Consider the following 18,546-nt stretch of genomic DNA (forward strand, 5'->3'; position numbering starts at 1 on the left):
AAAGTAGTTCGTCTGACAGAAATTTGATCAAAGAGCAGTAGACCGCAATGATTTTGTATCTTTGTGGCGTAATGCTTTATAAGAGACTATAGTCGAAGCTATGAATTATGGATATGTCAAGGTAGCGGCCGCTGTGCCCTACGTCAGAGTGGCTGACTGCTACTACAATACAAGCCGAATCAAGGAGATGATCTTCCAAGCGGAGGAGCTGGGTGTAGAGATACTTACGACGCCCGAGCTCTCTATCACGGGGTATACCTGTGGAGATCTCTTTCACCAGTCGTTCCTCCTAGATCAAGCTCAGAAGGCTCTATGCCAGCTAGTCGAGGAGACGGCCGAGACTGACGTGATGGTCATCGTCGGTATGCCAGTCAAGGTGGAGGAGAAGCTCTTCAATGGAGCGGTCGCCTTCCAGCATGGTAAGATCCTCGGAGCGATTCCGAAAACTTATCTGCCGAACTATCGAGAGTTTCAGGAGAAGCGCTGGTTCTCTCCCAGTGATTCGCTACAATATAAGACGGTCCAGATGGGTCCCCACACGGTACCCATCGGGCGCAACATCATCTTCAAGTGTGGACAGGTGGGTATCGGTATCGAGATCTGTGAGGATATGTGGACGCCCTTTACGCCTGGCACACGCCTCAGCCTCTATGGAGCACATATCATCTTCAACCTCTCTGCAAGCAATGAGAATGCGGGCAAGCACGACTACCTCCGCTCGCTGATCAGTGGTGCCACGTCGCAATCTATTTGTGGATACGTCTACGCCTCTAGTGGCTATGGCGAGAGCTCTACCGATCTAGTTTATACGGGTAAGGCGTTTATCGCTGAGGTGGGCAAGATCGTCAAGGAGATGCGCCGCTTTGAGTACAAGGAGCGTATGATCGTGAGCGACATCGACGTGTCTCGTATCCATGGCGAGCGGCTGATCAATAGTAGCTTCAAGAGTGCGGTCAATCACTTTACCGACGAGGAGGAGCTGGTGAGCATCCCCTTCACGCTACGCTCTGAGGAGGAGTCACAGCCTATGGATCGAGTCATCGAGCGCAATCCCTTTATGCCTGAGGGCGCAAACCCGGAGGAGCGTTGTCACGAGATGTTTCAGATACAGGTGTGTGGCCTCATACAGCGTCTCAAGCACATGCGTGCGGAGCATGCGGTGATCGGTATCTCGGGCGGACTAGACTCGGCACTAGCTCTACTGGTGACGGCAGAGGCTTTTGACCTCTTGGGCTTGGATCGCAAGCAGATCATTGCAGTGACGATGCCCGGCTTTGGCACCTCTGAGCGCACCTATCGCAACGGTTACACGATGATGCAGGAGCTAGGTGTGACGATTCGCGAGATCGATATCAAGGAGGCGACGGAGCAGCATCTCTCGGCCATCGACTATAAGGGTAATCGGGAGGATGCAACCTTTGAGAATGCTCAGGCACGTGAGCGGACGCAGATATTGATGGATCTGGCCAATATGTACCACGCGCCCGTCATCGGGACGGGAGATCTGTCGGAGATCGCCTTGGGGTGGTGCACCTTCAATGGGGACCACATGTCTATGTATGCGGTGAATAGTGGTATCACGAAGACGAGCGTACAGCTGATCGTCGGGTGGTATGCTACGCACAAGGCTGGTGACACGCCACTAGCCACGACGCTACAAGACATCGTCGCTACGCCGATTAGCCCAGAGCTACTGCCGATCAAGGACACGAAGGCTGGCAGTGAGCAGCAGACGCAGAATCTCGTGGGGCCGTATGAACTACACGACTTCTTTATCTATCACTTCCTACTCGATGGCTTCGAGCCAAAGAAGATCTTTTACCTCGCCAAGGTCGCTTTTGAGGGAGCTTACACACCCCAAGAGATCAAGCACTGGATGGGCGTCTTCTTCAAGCGATTCTTCTCTCAGCAGTTCAAGCGCAATGCGATGCCAGATGGTCCTAAGGTGCAGAGCGTCTCGCTCTCCTCACGTGGAGAGTGGCGCATGCCGAGCGATGCGGTGAGTAGTATGTGGCTCCAAGAGGTGGAGAGCCTAGAGGTATAGAGACAAGAGCGATGATGAGTCAAGAGGAGCGTGCGCAACTATTGGTGCCGATAGCGGACTTTATCAAGGAGTTCGAGCAGGCTTTCAAGCGGTCACTACAGAGTGATGCGCCAGTACTATCGCACGCCTTGGAACACTTACAGCACTCCTCGGGCAAGCATATTCGTCCGATCATCGTGGGGCTATGCGCTCAGCTATGCGCTGGGCAGACCAATGCACAGACGCTCTCGGCAGCACTGGTCATAGAGCTACTACACACCGCCTCGCTAATTCACGATGATGTCATCGACTGGTCGGACACACGGCGTGGGCAGCCTACACTCAATGCGCTCTACAGCAATCACCAGGCGGTCTTGATGGGAGACTATGTACTCTCAACCGCCTTTCTAGAGATAGTTTCGCGGGAGCACACCCCTGAGATGCTGTGCGTCGTCGCCCAGGCTGGGCGCAACCTCTCTATCGGAGAGCTGATGCAGCTATCCCTCTCGAAGGCACACACCTATCGTGAGGAGGACTACTATGCGGTAGTGGATCGTAAGACGGGAGCACTCTTTGAGGCAAGTGCCAAGCTGGGAGCTCTGAGCGTAGGTGCTACCGAGGAGCAGGTGGATCGCTGCGGTCGGCTGGGGCAATTGATGGGGCGCGCCTTCCAGCTACAGGATGATCTCTTTGATTATGACAAGCTCCAAGATGTGGGCAAGCCTACGGGTCACGACCTTGTCGAGGGCAAGGTTTCCCTCCCCCTACTCTATGTCCTCAATCATGCGGCCCCTACGGAGCGGGACGAGATTATCTCGTATCTACAACAACCTATCGAGGCAGACTCTATAGACTACCTCCTCCGCATAGCCCGCGAACGTGGTGGCATCGACTACACAGAGAGGCAGATACAGCACATTCACCAAGAGGCAATTGACCTGCTCAGGAGCTTCGCGCCAAGTAGTACCAGAGAGACGCTAGAGCGTTTTATCACATTACTAGGAGAAAGACAGAAGTAGCGGACGAAGAGTATGGGAGGAGATACGCTCAATTGGATTGACTATATGGTCATGGGCTGCACAGCGTGGGCACTCTTCAAGGGCTTCAAGCGGGGTGTCGTGTCGGCACTGATTGGCGTGCTGGGCATCGCTGTCGGCTATGTGATGGTGCGCTGGATAGGCGTACCCGTAGCACTATGGATCTCTCGCACCTTCGGACTACCTCACGGGGTAGCAGTGGTAGGTGCTTATGTAGCGACCTTCTCCCTCTCATGCTGGGGCATCGCCTTCCTAGCTCGTCCTACGGTGAGAGCGATTAAGCGTTCGTCGCTCTCTGTTGTCAATAAACTTATGGGAGCGCTCTTCGCGGGAGCCTTCGTCATCATATTCTTTAGCCTTATATTTAATCTAACCGACTTCATACTGCCTCGAGGGGTGCTGGCACAGCTGCCCGATATCACGACAGAAGCGGGCGAGCCGGCTGAGCCTCGACGAGATCAGCGTGACAAGTCTAGACTATACGACCCAGTCCGTGGCTTGATCTCATGGGCTGCGCTAGGCGACCTGACCTCTTGGCAGGATAAACAATTAAAGCAACAATCAAGTGAATAGCGAATATAATCCTAAGCAAACGATCCCCACGCCTACTGACACAGAGGTGCGTGCGGTGACTCCGACGGGTGAGGACATCCTCGATGACATCACCCAGGGGGACTACAAGTATGGCTTCGTGACCGACGTCCATACGGAGACCATCCCCAAGGGGCTCAACGAAGATGTGGTACGTCTCATCTCGGAGAAGAAAGAAGAGCCCGAGTGGCTCCTTGAGTTCCGCCTCAAGGCTTATCATCACTGGCTCACTCTCGAGCGTCCCGACTGGGCGCATCTATCGATCCCTGAGATAGACTATCAAGACATTATATACTATGCGGCTCCTCGTCACAAAAACGAAGGAGATGGCACGATAGATCCTGAGATCGAGAAGACCTTTGACAAGCTCGGCATACCGCTTCACGAGCGAGCTATGCTCTCGGGCAATATGGCGGTCGATGCGGTCATGGATAGCGTCTCGGTGAAGACCACCTTCCGCACAAAGCTCAAGGAGCTGGGTATCATCTTCTGCTCTTTCAACGAAGCGGTGCGTGAGCACCCAGACCTTGTCCGTAAGTACCTTGGCAAGGTGGTTTCGTCACACGACAACTACTTTGCAGCCCTGAACTCGGCGGTCTTTAGCGATGGCTCTTTTGTCTATATCCCCAAGGGCGTGCGCTGTCCTATGGAGCTCTCGACCTACTTCCGCATCAATGCGGCCAATACGGGACAGTTCGAGCGTACGCTCATCGTGGCAGACGAAGGGGCTTACGTGAGTTACCTAGAGGGTTGCACGGCTCCGATGCGTGACGAGAACCAGCTTCACGCTGCCATCGTCGAAATCATCGCTGAGACCGACGCTGAGGTCAAGTACTCGACCGTCCAGAACTGGTACCCAGGCGACAAGGACGGACGAGGCGGTATCTACAACTTCGTCACCAAGCGTGGGCTGTGCCGTGGCGACCGCAGTAAGATATCTTGGACACAGGTCGAGACGGGATCAGCTATCACCTGGAAGTATCCAAGTTGCATCCTACGGGGTGACGACTCGGTGGGAGAGTTTTACTCAGTCGCTGTGACCAACAACTATCAGCAGGCGGACACCGGCACGAAGATGATTCATCTCGGACGCAATACCCGCAGCACGATCGTCTCCAAGGGTATCTCCGCTGGTAGTAGCCAAAACAGCTACCGTGGATTGGTTTCCATCGCAGCCTCTGCAGAGAATGCGCGCAACCACTCGCAGTGCGACAGCCTGCTCCTGAGCGACCACTGCGGGGCGCACACCTATCCTTATGCAGACATACGCAATGACTCTGCCGTCGTGGAGCATGAGGCGACTACCTCTAAGATCAATGAGGATCAGCTCTTCTACTGCAACCAGCGCGGCATCACTACCGAGGAGGCGGTCGGTCTGATCGTCAACGGCTATGCCCGTGAGGTGATGAGCAAGCTTCCGATGGAGTTTGCCGTTGAGGCGCAGAAGCTTCTCTCCGTAACCCTCGAGGGAAGTGTCGGCTAGCACTGCCCTCGCTACACATTATATAGATACAGATTACACACTACTATGAGCAACGTAATACTCGACATAAAGAATCTTCACGCCAACATAGGCGACAAAGAAATACTCAAAGGGATCAACCTCACTATCCGTGAGGGTGAGACACACGCTATCATGGGACCCAACGGAAGTGGCAAGAGTACCCTCTCGTCTGTTCTCGTAGGGCATCCCACCTTTACCGTAACCTCTGGCGAAGTCACTTATCTCGGTCAGGACTTGCTGGCTATGGATGCGGTCGAGCGAGCACACGCTGGACTCTTCCTCAGCTTCCAGTACCCCGTAGAGATACCGGGCGTGAGCATGGTCAACTTCATGCGCTCAGCTCTCAATGAGCGTCGTAAGACTCAGGGCGAAAAGCCAATGCCCGCCGGCGAGTTCCTCAAGATGCTAAAAGAGAAGCGCGAAGTGGTCGGTCTCGACGACCGTCTCCTCAAGCGTTCGGTCAACGAGGGCTTCTCTGGTGGCGAGAAGAAGCGCAACGAGATCTTCCAGATGGCAGTCCTCGAGCCACGTCTCTCGATACTCGATGAGACCGATAGCGGACTAGACATTGACGCTCTGCGCGCCGTCGCACACGGAGTCAACACGCTCCAGCGCCCCGATAGTGCTTGCGTCGTCATCACCCACTATCAGCGCCTGCTGGACTACATCAAGCCGCAGTTTGTCCATATCCTGTACAAGGGACGGATCGTCACATCCGGTGGACCCGAGCTAGCCCTCAGACTAGAGGACGAGGGGTACGACTGGATCAAGCAAGAGGTAGCTAAAGAGGAGAAGCAATGAGTCCACGTAAGCAACCACCCACCGCACACCTGCAGTATCTAGACCTTTACCAGTCTCAGCAGGCATACATAGAGCAGCACAGCGTGCCTGTGCTACAAGCGCAGCGTGCCACCGCTCAGGAGGCTCTGAGCGAGTACGCCCTACCCCAACTCGGCATGGAGGACTGGCAGCGCACGGACGTCGAGGCACTCTACGCTCCCGACTACGGGATCAATCTTCAGGAGCTAGACCTAGCTCCCGCAGGGCATAAGCAACTCCCGCAGTATAGCTGTGACCTATCGGTCAATGAGCTCACCATCAAGGCAAGTGCACTCAACAGCAACTACCTCTACACCCACTACGCCAACCAGAAGCGCAAGCTCCCCGAGGGGGTCTTCGTCGGCTCCATCAAGGAGTTTGTCAAGGAGTACCCCGACCTGGCGGAGCGTTACTACGGGCAGATAGCTGAGGTAGACACCGACGGCACCATTGCGCTCAATACGCTCTTCGTGCAGGACGCCTTTGTCCTCTACGTACCCGATGGCATGCAGCTCGAGCAGCCCGTGCAACTCGTCCAGCTACTCCATGCTCAGGAGCCACTCCTCTGCATTCGTCGCTGGCTCATCATCCTCGGGGATCGTGCTGAGGCTTCTATCCTTGTTTGCGACCACACGATAGATCGGACCAGCTTCCTCGTCAATCAAGTGGCTGAGATCTTCGTCGGTGATGGCGCTCAGCTCAAGCTCTTCGACATGGAGGAGAATAGCCACCAGACGCACCGCACCTGCGGCTACTTCCTACGCCAGGGAGCAGAGAGCCAAGTAACCCTCGCCGCCTATACGCTCAATAATGGTATAACGCGCAATAGCTTCCGGACACGCTTCCTCGGCGAGCATGCTGAGCAGACACTGGGCGGGGTCGCTGTGACCAATGGCACACAGCATGTCGACACCTTCACACGTGTCGAGCATATCAAGCCAAAGTGTCATAGCACGCAGCTCTTTAAGAACCTCCTCGAGGAGCAATCCACGGGAGCCTTCTCGGGGCGCATCTTCGTGGCGCAGTCGGCACAGCAGACCGAAGCTTACCAGAGCAACCGCAACATGCTCCTCTCGCCAGAAGCGCGCATGTACAGCAAGCCACAGCTAGAGATCTATGCTGACGATGTGCAATGCTCGCACGGTATGGCGACAGGGCACCTTGATGAGGAGGCACTCTTCTACATGATGCAGCGAGGCATCCCCGAGCACGAAGCACGGGTCATGCTGAGCGTAGCCTTCGTTGGAGACGTCATCGCACTCATGCCTCTAGAAGATCTACAGGATCGCATCGAGAGCATCGTACGCAATCGTCTCCTAGGCAAAGAGCCGACACACTGCAGTCAGTGTGGCAAGCTGATCTTCTAAAACACGCTATACTATCGTAATGAGATCTCGCTGGAGACTACACCTCGTGATGCTCTGCGTCACCATTATCTTTGGAATCAATGGGCCCTTCACCAAGGCACTCCTTGGTGGGGGGCTCACTCCATATACGCACATGTTCTGTCGCTTCCTAGGTGCCACGACACTCTTCTGGATCGCTTCGCTGTGGGTTCCTAGAGAGCGCATCGACCGCAAGGACTGGGGAAGAATGGCTTTAGCCTCCCTGACTGGTATCTTCTTCAACCAAGGGCTCTTTGCCATCGGCATGTCGATGACCTCACCCGTCAATCAGTCGCTCGTTGCCACCCTAGGACCCATCGTCACCATGCTCCTCGCAGCTGTCGTGCTCAAGGAGCCCATCACACGGCTCAAGGGAATCGGCGTACTCATCGGAGCCTCAGGTGCCCTGCTCCTCGTCTCCACCAACGGCTCCTCTACCGCAGGCTCTACGCTAGGCGACCTGATCTGCGCCATAGCAACCATCTCTTACGCCATCTACCTCACCTCATTCAAGTCCCTCATACAGAAGTACCACCCGGTTACCTTGATGAAGTGGCTCTTTGTCATCTCCCTCCTCGGCTCTGCGCCGATGGGCATACGTGACATGATGCACACCGAGTGGAGTAGCTTCGATGCGACCTTCTACGGACAGCTAACCTTCGTCGTCGTGGGCGCCACCTTCGTCGCGTACCTCCTACTGCTCTTCGCACAGCGAGGCTTGCGCCCTACCGTCGTCAGCATCTACAACTACGGCATCCCCGTCATCGCCTCGCTGCTGGCTGTCATGATGGGTCAAGATCAACTCACACTCACCAAAGTAGCCTCCGCTATCCTCATCCTGCTCGGGGTCTTTATGGTAACCCGCAGCAAAAGCCGCCAGCAGCTCCTCCGCGAGCAGCTCAGCAACGAGTAGCCCCCTTCGAGGCTCTCTCAAGAAAACACTCGATCCGATATAACCGCCACGTAGGAAATCCAAATTCCTACGTGGCGATTTTTTATTCCACACGTGGGAAAAGAAAAATTCTTCGGAAGAACCAAATGAAACTTCGGAAGAACCAAATGAAACTTCGGAGGAATCAAATGATAAGTCCGAGGAATTTTCTTTTTCCCACGTGGGGAATCTGAAACTCCTCCGTAGGAATGGGTTGGAGGCTAGACATTAGAGATTAAAGCGAGAGAGGTAACGATCTGCGAAGTCGGGGGCTGACGCATTATATAGAATAAGCATATCGACCTCTCTACTCTTCGTTTGTCGCTAATGTGTAGCTCCTGACGGAGCGATTATGATGCGTCAGCCCTAGCTGGGAAAAAACGACACCGGCTCGCTACAATAATTTAGATCCGACTACATATCGATACGATGCTGTACCGAGAAAAACTGATCTCCACGTGGATATTTCGAAATTCCCACGTGGAGAATTTTTATTTCCTTAGGAAATAAAAAATTCCTCGGAGGAATCAAATGAAACTTCGGAGGAAATGAATGACGGCCACGTGGAAAATAAAAAATATCCACGTGGAGATTTGAGATTCCCCACGTGGATATTCGAGAAAGGAGGGGATCGGACTAATTTTCCCGTAAAGGTATGTAAATAGAGATTAGAGGTTAGAGATTAGAGGGCAGGGCTGACACATTATTATATATAGTGAACTCATCCATTCCCTCGCTTATCGCTAATATGTAGCTCCTAAAAGAGCGATTATAATGCGTCAGCCCTAAGGCGAAGTGGAGGGGCGGTCGCTGATCGTGTGATTTCACTACCTTTGTATCGGTGTGGCTGTCACTGATGAGTCGCACTCTACTGCTCAGCAGATCCTATGGCACAAGATCTACACGACAAGACTACCGATGGTCACATGCCGTCGTCGCGCTCACAGCGTATCGCCCGCAATACGCTCTTTCTCTTTGTGCGCATGGCGGTGGTCACCCTCCTCTCCCTCTATATCTCCCGTGTACTCCTGGCTGCACTCGGAGCGGAGGACTTCGGTATCTATCAAGTGGTCGGGAGCCTTGTAACCGCCTTTGGCTTCATCAATGGAGCGATGGTCTCCGCGACACAGCGCTTCTACTCCTACGAACTGGGCCGAGGCAACTACCCAGGCGTAGGGCGCATCTACAGTGTTTCGATCGTTGTGCAGCTCCTGCTGGTCTTGCTCGTATGCGCTATCGCCATCCCCTTCGGTCTATGGTACGTACCCAACAACCTCGTGGCACCGCCCGAGCGTATGACGGTGGCACTGTGGATCTATTTTATATCCTTGGGGACCTTTGTGGTCAATATGATGCTTACCCCGTTCCAGAGCCTCATCGTCTCACACGAACGGATGAATCTCTTTGCTCTGCTCAGCATCGTAGACATCGCTCTGCGGCTTGGTGCCGTGCTGCTCCTCAAGAGCTACGCTGGCGATCAACTCCTCCTCTACCCGATCCTGCTCCTTGCCGTCAGCGTCGTGATGGCTCTCTGCTATGTGGGGAGCACGAGACGACTCTTTCGTCAGGTGCACTTCCGCTGGGTACGAGACCGGTCGGCCTATCGCGAGATACTTGCCTACTCGGGGTGGAACCTCTTTGGCAATCTGGCTGCTGTGGCTCAGACGCAGGGCATCAACATCGTCTACAACTACTTCTTCGGGCCACTTCTGAATGCAGCTTTTGGCATTGTCAACTCAGTGCGTAGTGCGTTACTGATCTTTGCAAATAACTATCAGATGGCGGCTAATCCGCAGATCATCAAGTCGTACGCTGCTGAGGAGTATGGCTATCTCCACAAGCTCATCTGCGCCAGTGCTAAGATCTCCTACCTGCTGATGCTTTGCGTGGTAATACCCTTTGCACTAGACCTCGATCTACTGCTGCGCTTATGGTTGGTCAAGCCGCCTGAGTATGCCTCGCTACTGCTCCAGCTGACGCTCATCGTACTGCTCATAGAGAGCCTCTCGGGGGCGCTGATGACAGGTATTCAGGCGACAGGACGTGTGCGCACCTACCAAGTACTGGTCGGAGGAATGATCATCATGATCCTACCGCTCTCTATGCTCGCCTTCTGGCTGGGTGCTCCACCAGAGTACTCGGTATACATTAATATAGTAGTCTCTATATCATGCCTGGCGGTGCGACTGGCACTCTCCTATAAGTATCACGCGCTAGGCATCGGCTACTACCTCAAGCGTGTGGTGCTACCCATCTTACCACCGACCATCGTCATGCTACTAGGAGCTTACCTCTATCGGCGTTGGCTCCCCTACGTCGGCTCTATTTGGGGACTATTGGTAGCCTCTATCTTACTCGGAGGGCTATGTGCCGTAGTGATCCTAACACTCTCACTGACAGCCGAAGAGAGACAACTCGTCAAGGGCTATCTGCATCTCTCCAAAAGGCGACAGGCCCCAAACGACTGACTAGACTAAGCAAAATGACGACAAAACGGATCCATATACTGACGCACCCCCTAGGGGCCAACTATGGCGGCATCATGCAGGCGTATGCATTGCAGCAAGCCTTGCGTAAGATGGGCTATGAGCCTGTGACGCTAGACATCCCCTTCGACCGACGCTCTCCGCTAAGGCGATGGGCTAAGTCACGACTCCTAGCACTAAAGCATATACCCTACGACCAGTCTAAGCGGGCGGAGCGTATCGTGCTGCAGCACACAGCACGCTTTGTAGAGCAGCACATCACGCTCTCGCCACCACTCCGCAGTGACACAAAGCTACGGGAGTACTACCGCCAGCAGCCCGCCCATGCTTATATCGTGGGGAGTGATCAGGTGTGGCGACAGGCATTCGTCCCGATGCTCGACGACTACTTCTTTCGCTTTATTCCCGAGACAGACGATGTGCGACGAATCGCCTACGCAGCTTCTTTTGGCGTGGATCCGATCGATATTGCTCCCGAGCGAACGGCTCTTTACAGCGACCTCTTGAGTCGCTTTGTGGCGATCTCCGTGCGTGAGCACTCTGCTGTGCCGATCTTGGAGCAGCGGTTTGGTGCTTTAGCGCAGTGGGTACTAGACCCGACGATGCTCCTCACGAGGGAGGAGTATATCGACCTATTAGGATTGCGGGTGGAGCCTTCGAGCGAGCTCTTCGCCTATATGCTTACCGACACACCACACAAGGAGGAGCTTGCCCAGCAGGTAGCAGAGGTGCAGCATACTACCTACCGACTCTTCTCACCGTGGCGACACTGGACCGCACGAGGCGGGAGTCTGGAGGAGTGCATCTTACCTCCCGTAGAGGCGTGGCTCGAGGGGATCCTCAACGCTCGGTGCGTGGTGACAGACTCCTTCCATGGAGTGGCCTTCTCGCTCATCTTTGGCAAACCTTTTGTCGCTATCGTCAATAATCGTGGTGGCTGCAGTCGCTTTGACTCGCTTATCAAGACCTTCGGCTTGGAGAGCCAGCAAGAGGGAGCGTACGAACTAGTCAGCTCACCTCAGCTCTACGATGTGAAGGCTATAGCGCAGACGATGACACAACATCGTGCAGACTCTACGGACTTCCTACAGAACGCCTTAAAGTAAAGAAGTGCTTGTTTATCACGAGAAGAGTCTCTCGAACCACTTTTTATACGTATCTTTGTCGTTACTAAAATAAACAATCTACAGAGATCCTCTGAAGAGAAGTGCTTTCAAACGAGCGACAAGTAGCTTTGCCCTGCCTCTTTTGGAATTCCCCCTAAGCAAATCACACAAAGCATCTACTTAAGAATGAAGTTTTCAATCCGAACCTATATACACACCTTTGGAGTTCTGCTAGTAGCGGCACTCTGCCTTATAACGACCTCATGCGCATCACGCAAAGATGTCGTCTACCTGCAAGATGCCTCCATAGCCTCTCAGAGCCAGTACAGCGTACCCATCCTACGCATTGCTAAGGGCGATATGCTCGGCATCACGGTCAACTCCAAGAATCGAGAGCTCTCGGATCCCTTTAACCTCCCAATGGTCGGATACTACAACGCTTTCGGCATCTCAGCGTCTAATACCCAGCAGGGCTATATGGTAGACGATGAGGGGTACGTCACATTCCCAGCTCTAGGGCGAATCAAAGCGGAGGGGCTAACCCGCAATGAGCTCAACACAAAGATCGCTACAGAGCTCCGCGACAAGGGCTTTCTCAACGATGCCACCGTCACGGTCTCTCTACTCAATGCTCAGATCTCTGTACTGGGCGAAGTGGCTCGTCCGGGTCGTTTCCCTATGGTTAGTGATCAGGTCTCTATTCTAGACGCTATCGCTATGGCGGGCGATCTAACCATACAGGGGCGCAGAGACAACGTACTAGTCATACGAGAGATCAACGGAGAGCGGCACATCGTGGCTCATGACTTACGCAGCAACAAGATATTTGAGTCTCCATGCTACTTCCTCCGTCAGGGAGACATCGTATATGTGGAGCCAAACGATGCCAAAGCGCAGACAGCTAATATCAATCCCAATAATAACGTAGGGACCTGGCTCAGCGTGGTCAGCACAGCGACCTCTCTGACCACCTTTGTCTTCACGATTATAGCTAGCCAGAAGAGATAAGCACCTCTGGCTCTAACTTCTACTCAGCACGATTTATTAGAATGGAATACCCCACAACTTCTAATCAGCAAGAGCCGATACACTCCTCTGAGGAGGTCAGTACATTCTCCCTACGAGATATTCTAGTGATCCTCAAGGCTAACTGGCTCTTCATACTGCTATCGTTCCTCGTCTGCCTGGCTTTAGGATTTCTCTATATCAAGTCCTCACCCCATCAATATAGCCGCTCTGCGAGTCTCTTGATCAAGAGTGAAACCTCGATCAACTCTGCCATAGAGCGACTAGCGCAGTTTACGGGAGACAAGCACTCCTACAGCGATGATGTCTCCAACCAGATCATCATCTTAGGCACCGAGCGTGTCGTCAGCGAGACTGTACGTCGTCTCGGACTAGATGTGCAGTACCATTACGATGCTGGGCTGAGAGAGAGAGACCTCTACAAGCAGTCACCCATATCGATCCGCTTTGTGGATGCGGATCCAGACGAAAAGGTCAGCCTCCGTGTCAAGCTGAACAAAGATGATCCAGACAACCTAGTGATCCTCTACGACATCAAAAGTTCACTGACTGGCAAAGTGCAAGAGCCTATCGTCGCAATGCTAGGCGATACCATCGCTACGCCCATTGGCAAGATAGTCGTAGAGAACACTCCATACTACAGTAACTTCCCAAACTACGAGGTAGTGAAGGTGCAAAAAGACAACTTCAATGCAGTTGTACGCAGCTATATGAAGGCGCTCCAAGTATCTCTCCAGCAGAAAGACGCCTCCGTCATCAAGCTCACCATACAGTCGGGCAATCCACAGCTGGCTGAGGACTTTCTCTCCACACTCATCCTCGTCTACACAGAGCTAGAGCGCTCGGACAAGGTCAAGATAGCCGAGAGTACGCAGCGCTTTGTCGATGATCGCCTAGCTATCATTAGCTCCGAGCTGGGGCAGGTTGATGCGGAGATCGAAGACTTCAAGCAGTCGCAGCAAATCGCCGACATACAAGCCGAAGCGCAAGAGTACATCAAGGGCAGCTCGGAAGTAAAGACGCGAATAGTCGAGCTAAACAATAGTATCTCCATTGCTCAGTTTGTCCGAGAGCATCTCAAGGACAAGAATCAGATGGAGTCTCTCATCCCAGCCAATGTCGGCATTGCCTCTCCGGCTATCGAGGCAGCTATCGCTAAGTACAACGAGCTACTACTCAAGCGTGACCAACTACAAGCTAACTCTAGTAGCCAGAATCCGCTCGTTCAGGAGCTTAACACCCAGCTCGCAGCTCAGAGACTCTCAATCATCACATCCATAGACAACCTCATATCGACACTCGAGGTGGAGCGCCAAGGCATCCTCTCCGAACAGTCTAGCTATAAGGGGCGCATCACCTCTGTGCCTATGCAGGAGCGCATCGTGGGGAGCATCTACCGACAGCAGAAGATCAAGGAGGAGCTATACCTCTTCCTCCTCAACGTACGGGAGCAGAACGCACTCTCTATCGAAGCTGCCGAGTCTAACGCTCGCCTCATCCAGACACCAACAGGTCCTGCCTCACCTGTCAGTCCTCGTGTACCGATCATCATGCTCGCCGCCGGTCTGCTCGGTCTGCTGATCCCAGCTGCCGTACTATATATACGAGGCATCGCCAATAATAGGATACGAGGCAAGGCAGACATAGAGCGTTACACCACCATCCCCGTGCTAGGCGAGATACCTCACTACAAGGCATCTAAGAAGCAGATCAAGCAGGTTGAAGAGCAGATCAAAGACCAGCTTGTAGGACTAAGTAGTAAGGAGAAAGACGAGGTCGTAGACCAAGCCGCTCGCATGTTCATCGTCGGGCGTCATAGGCGCAGTCTCGTCTCCGAGGCTTTCACAGTCATACGCTCCAACATCTCCTTCTTAGCTCCTGACCACGATGCGCCTGTCAAGCGCATCCTAGTCACCTCTGCTATACCTGGCTCGGGCAAGACCTTTACTTCGTCCAACCTCGCCTTGAGCTTAGCACAAGCTGGCAGTCGCGTACTGCTGATAGACTGTGACATTCGTAAGAATACGCTCTCGAAGGCCATGGGCATGCATCGTGCTGGACAGTTAGGGCTCACCTCTTATCTCTCCGACAGCAATATGTCGCCAGAGGAGATCGTCTGCTCCACAGCCCAGTCTGAGATGCTACACTTCGTGCCTAGTGGTCCCGTACCGCCCAATCCTACAGAACTACTCATGTCGCCACGCTTTGAGGAGCTACTGCGGTACGCCGATGAGACCTTTGACTATATCGTGCTAGACACGATACCTGTCCTCAATCTCGCTGACACCCGTGTCATCAGTCATCTGACGGATATCACCATCATGGTCGTCCGTGAGAATCACTTACCACGTCGTCTCCTACCTGAGTTGGAGAAATTCTATCGTGAGAAGCGACTCAAGGGACTCTGTATCGTGCTTAACGATGCTGGTGTAGGAGCCTCATCCTATGGCTATGGCTACGGAAGCTATGGGAGCCACGGCTATGAAAGCTATGGCAATGAAGAGGAGTAAAACTAACTCATTGCTACGGTAGATCTCTAGACACTATGTGGTGGTTTGCAAAGCATAAGAAGGTAGACATCATCGCTGCCGGCTGGCTCGAGGGGATGACAGATATACATTGTCACCTCGTCCCTGCGGTCGATGACGGCAGCCGCTCGCTAGATGAGACCCGCCAGCTGATCGAAGCAATGCGCTCGGTCGGCATCCAGCGCATCATCACCACACCACACATCTATAGACGCTACCCGCACAACGACAGCGACACCCTACGGCAAGCGATAGAGCGACTGCTCCCTGAGCTGTCAGATCTAGAGATGCCACTCACGCTCGGAGCTGAGCACATGCTAGACGAAGGCTTCGAGACGCACCTCGCCAAGCCTCTACTCACACTAGGCGACAGTAAGTACCTCCTCGTGGAGACCTCGTTCGTAGGTGCACCCCTAGACCTGTACCGGCTCATCCAGAGTGTCATCTCGGCAGGTGCCATCCCGATGTTGGCTCATCCAGAGCGATACCTCTATATGGATGACAAGGAGTATAGTCGCCTACAAGGTGCAGGGTGTGCCTTCCAGCTCAACCTCTTCAGCCTCACAGGCATGTATGGAGAGCGTGTCGAGAAGCGCGCACAGCAGCTCCTCGAGCGTGGTCTCTATAGCTTTGTAGGCACAGACACCCATCGCATAGAACGCTTTCGTAAGACGATTGCGTCTGCCAAGACTTACGCTCGCTACGAAGAGCCTATACGCACGCTTATGAGCAATAACCAAACGCTCATGCCGCCTCACGAACAATGCACATCTAGAGCATCTATGTAGTAAAGTTAGAGAGAATAAACCGCCCGCTTATGAACGTCTGCCAGCCCCCCCGCAAAACTAATCGAAGCATGGTTACGGTAAAAACAAAAGAGTTCCTACGCAAATGCTTAGGTAGTCGATACGTCAACTACCGCATCATCGCGCTCATCGATATAGTCCTGAGCGTCATCGGCTCGTTGTCTGCTTTTTTCATAGCCAGCTACACGCTTCTCACGTTCACTGGTACTTATGTCCGTGAGACTATCATAGAGTACACTGGACTTGCCCACCCTACCCTTTCATTTCTTGGGCTTTCGGGCGTTGTCTCGCTGATTGTACTGCTCATCTTTCCGATATACAAGGGGATCATCCGCATCCGCACCTTCTCTAATGGCTTTAAGTACCTATGGCTATCACTGAGCAAAGCGGTCGTGCTGGGAGTAACCTTAGGCATACTATCTAGATTGTGCCTCTTTGGCCTGTTGTACTTCATCTTAGACACCTTCTTCACCCTCTTCTTCTTGACCGGTTTCAGGATCATCGTGCAGTTTATATGGAGCTTTGTCAGTGGAGCTTCCACGGCACTCAGTCGCACACCAGCACTCATCTTTGGGGTCAACAATAGAGCCTCACAGCTTGCTGACAAGCTCTCCAACTCTTATCAGGGCAAGGGACTCTATGTCATAGGGTTCGTCGAAACCGAGCAATCTGCTAAAAAGATGACCATTGGAGACAAGCCCATCTTCTACACGCCAGACACCGCCAGCTTCTCCGCACTACTAGATAAGCATCACGTCTCCGTCCTCCTCTTCTCTGGCTACGATGTGCTGCACGAGAATGCGTCCTTTGCATCGATCTGCATAGACCGCAAGATACGCCTCCTCGTCGATCAGGAACCACGACGCATACTCAACGTAGATAGCCGTCCCCCCATCGAGGAGATACAGATCGAAGACATACTAGGTCGTGAGGCCATCTTCCTCAACATGAAGCCTATCTCGGAGGCACTACACGACAAGACGATCCTCGTGACTGGAGCCACAGGCTCTATCGGCAGTGAGATAGTTCGTCAGCTAGCTCGTCTAGAGCCTCAGCTCATCGTGCTCTTTGACATCGCAGAGACCCCAATGCACGAGCTGCGACTAGAGCTACAGAGATGCTACCCCAACGGACACTTCGTCTATGTCATGGGAGACATACGCAATCCTCAGAGACTAGACTTTGTCATGCGCAAGTTCCACCCCGACAAAGTCTTTCATGCGGCTGCCTACAAGCACGTACCGCTCATGGAGGAGAACCCCTGTGAAGCAGTCTCTACCAACATCGTCGGCACCTTCAACATAGCAAGCAAATGTCTCGAGTATGGCGTCGATCAGATGGTCATGCTGTCGACAGACAAAGCGGTCAATCCGAGTAGCGTCATGGGAGCTACGAAGCGATTCTGCGAGATGATCGTCCAGAGCTTAGACCTAGCAATCAAGCGAGGAGAGATCCAAGCGACTATGCCGACACGCTTTGCGACGACCCGCTTCGGCAACGTGCTTAACTCGGCGGGCTCCGTCATCCCCACCTTCAAGCGTCAGCTACAGCGTGGCGGTCCTCTCACGGTCACCGATCCACGCATCGAGCGTTACTTCATGACCATCCCCGAGGCTAGCCAGCTAGTCCTAGAGGCGAGTATGCTCTCACATGGAGGCGAGGTCTTCGTCTTTGACATGGGTGATCTAGTCAAGATCGCCGATCTAGCTAAGCGTATGATACGCCTAGCAGGCTACGAGCCGGATAAAGACATCAAGATCGTCTACACGGGGCTACGACCCGGTGAGAAGCTCTACGAAGAGACCATCCATGACAAGGAGAAAGACCTCCCCACGGCACACAATAAGATTCACATCGTACAGACCCGCGAGGAGTCGTTCGAGCGCATCCACCTGATGGTGCTGCTCTTCCGGCAGTTGGCACGTCAAGGAGATGTAGAGGGGGTCGTCTACCTGCTCAAGCAGGCAATCCCAGAGTATAAGAGCCTCAATAGTGAGCTCTTTGCCTCCTTCGAGCGTGGAGAGCATATCCCCTTCGATCTCGAGGAGGAGCTTGCCAAGGTTGCCGCAGAGCCATCGCAACAGGAGATAATATAGTACAGACTGCCACGCGAACAGCCCCAACAGTCTGCCCATTTGTCGTCATGAGACAATCTAGTAGGAGGTAAGCACCTAGACGCTTGCCTCCTATTTTTGTATTCCCCCCTACCCCTCGCTCAACGGCAGGCTTACAGGAGGAGACTGTTGCAAAACAGTCTCACAATCTTGCAAGCAAGATTGTCTAGACTTTGCAGAAAGGATGAAG

Annotated in this window: 13 protein-coding genes; all 13 read left to right on the forward strand. The window is 53.5% G+C overall.

Annotated features, from left to right (window positions below):
* Nucleotides 1-100 precede the first annotated feature (100 nt).
* The 13 genes from RDM37_RS01635 to RDM37_RS01695 all read left to right on the forward strand — a co-directional run bounded on the left by RDM37_RS01635 (nt 101) and on the right by RDM37_RS01695 (nt 18,338).
* Nucleotides 101-2,044, forward strand: coding sequence for an NAD(+) synthase (locus tag RDM37_RS01635; RefSeq protein ID WP_308554558.1), 1,944 nt, complete (start codon nt 101-103; stop codon nt 2,042-2,044).
* An 11-nt stretch (nt 2,045-2,055) separates the two neighbouring features.
* Nucleotides 2,056-3,042, forward strand: coding sequence for a polyprenyl synthetase family protein (locus RDM37_RS01640; RefSeq protein ID WP_308554559.1), 987 nt, complete (start codon nt 2,056-2,058; stop codon nt 3,040-3,042).
* A 12-nt stretch (nt 3,043-3,054) separates the two neighbouring features.
* On the forward strand, nt 3,055-3,633 hold the full coding sequence (locus RDM37_RS01645; RefSeq protein WP_308554560.1) for a CvpA family protein: 579 nt from the start codon (nt 3,055-3,057) through the stop codon (nt 3,631-3,633).
* A gap of 46 nt (nt 3,634-3,679) precedes the next feature.
* Complete coding sequence (gene sufB, locus RDM37_RS01650; RefSeq protein ID WP_308554572.1) at nt 3,680-5,134, forward strand: Fe-S cluster assembly protein SufB; 1,455 nt, start codon at nt 3,680-3,682, stop codon at nt 5,132-5,134.
* 45 nt (nt 5,135-5,179) lie between these two features.
* Complete coding sequence (gene sufC, locus RDM37_RS01655) at nt 5,180-5,956, forward strand: Fe-S cluster assembly ATPase SufC (protein ID WP_308554561.1); 777 nt, start codon at nt 5,180-5,182, stop codon at nt 5,954-5,956.
* Complete coding sequence (gene sufD, locus RDM37_RS01660; protein WP_308554562.1) at nt 5,953-7,341, forward strand: Fe-S cluster assembly protein SufD; 1,389 nt, start codon at nt 5,953-5,955, stop codon at nt 7,339-7,341. The genes sufC and sufD overlap by 4 nt, the downstream gene beginning before the upstream one ends.
* Before the next feature lie 19 nt (nt 7,342-7,360).
* The gene (locus tag RDM37_RS01665; RefSeq protein ID WP_308554563.1) at nt 7,361-8,272 is read left to right on the forward strand and encodes a DMT family transporter; all 912 of its coding nucleotides are present in this window, start codon (nt 7,361-7,363) and stop codon (nt 8,270-8,272) included.
* A gap of 905 nt (nt 8,273-9,177) precedes the next feature.
* On the forward strand, nt 9,178-10,758 hold the full coding sequence (locus RDM37_RS01670) for a lipopolysaccharide biosynthesis protein (RefSeq protein WP_308554564.1): 1,581 nt from the start codon (nt 9,178-9,180) through the stop codon (nt 10,756-10,758).
* 14 nt (nt 10,759-10,772) lie between these two features.
* The gene (locus RDM37_RS01675; protein ID WP_308554565.1) at nt 10,773-11,882 is read left to right on the forward strand and encodes a polysaccharide pyruvyl transferase family protein; all 1,110 of its coding nucleotides are present in this window, start codon (nt 10,773-10,775) and stop codon (nt 11,880-11,882) included.
* Nucleotides 11,883-12,068: 186 nt separating this feature from the next.
* The gene (locus tag RDM37_RS01680) at nt 12,069-12,890 is read left to right on the forward strand and encodes a polysaccharide biosynthesis/export family protein (protein ID WP_308554566.1); all 822 of its coding nucleotides are present in this window, start codon (nt 12,069-12,071) and stop codon (nt 12,888-12,890) included.
* A gap of 41 nt (nt 12,891-12,931) precedes the next feature.
* The gene (locus RDM37_RS01685; protein WP_308554567.1) at nt 12,932-15,418 is read left to right on the forward strand and encodes a polysaccharide biosynthesis tyrosine autokinase; all 2,487 of its coding nucleotides are present in this window, start codon (nt 12,932-12,934) and stop codon (nt 15,416-15,418) included.
* A gap of 35 nt (nt 15,419-15,453) precedes the next feature.
* Entirely contained in the window at nt 15,454-16,224 is a 771-nt protein-coding gene (locus RDM37_RS01690; RefSeq protein ID WP_308554568.1) for a CpsB/CapC family capsule biosynthesis tyrosine phosphatase, read from the forward strand.
* 68 nt (nt 16,225-16,292) lie between these two features.
* Nucleotides 16,293-18,338, forward strand: a complete 2,046-nt coding sequence (locus tag RDM37_RS01695; protein WP_308554569.1) for a nucleoside-diphosphate sugar epimerase/dehydratase — start codon at nt 16,293-16,295, stop codon at nt 18,336-18,338.
* Nucleotides 18,339-18,546 lie beyond the last annotated feature (208 nt).

Source organism: uncultured Porphyromonas sp., from assembly GCF_902489635.1.
Classification (GTDB): Bacteria; Bacteroidota; Bacteroidia; order Bacteroidales; family Porphyromonadaceae; genus Porphyromonas.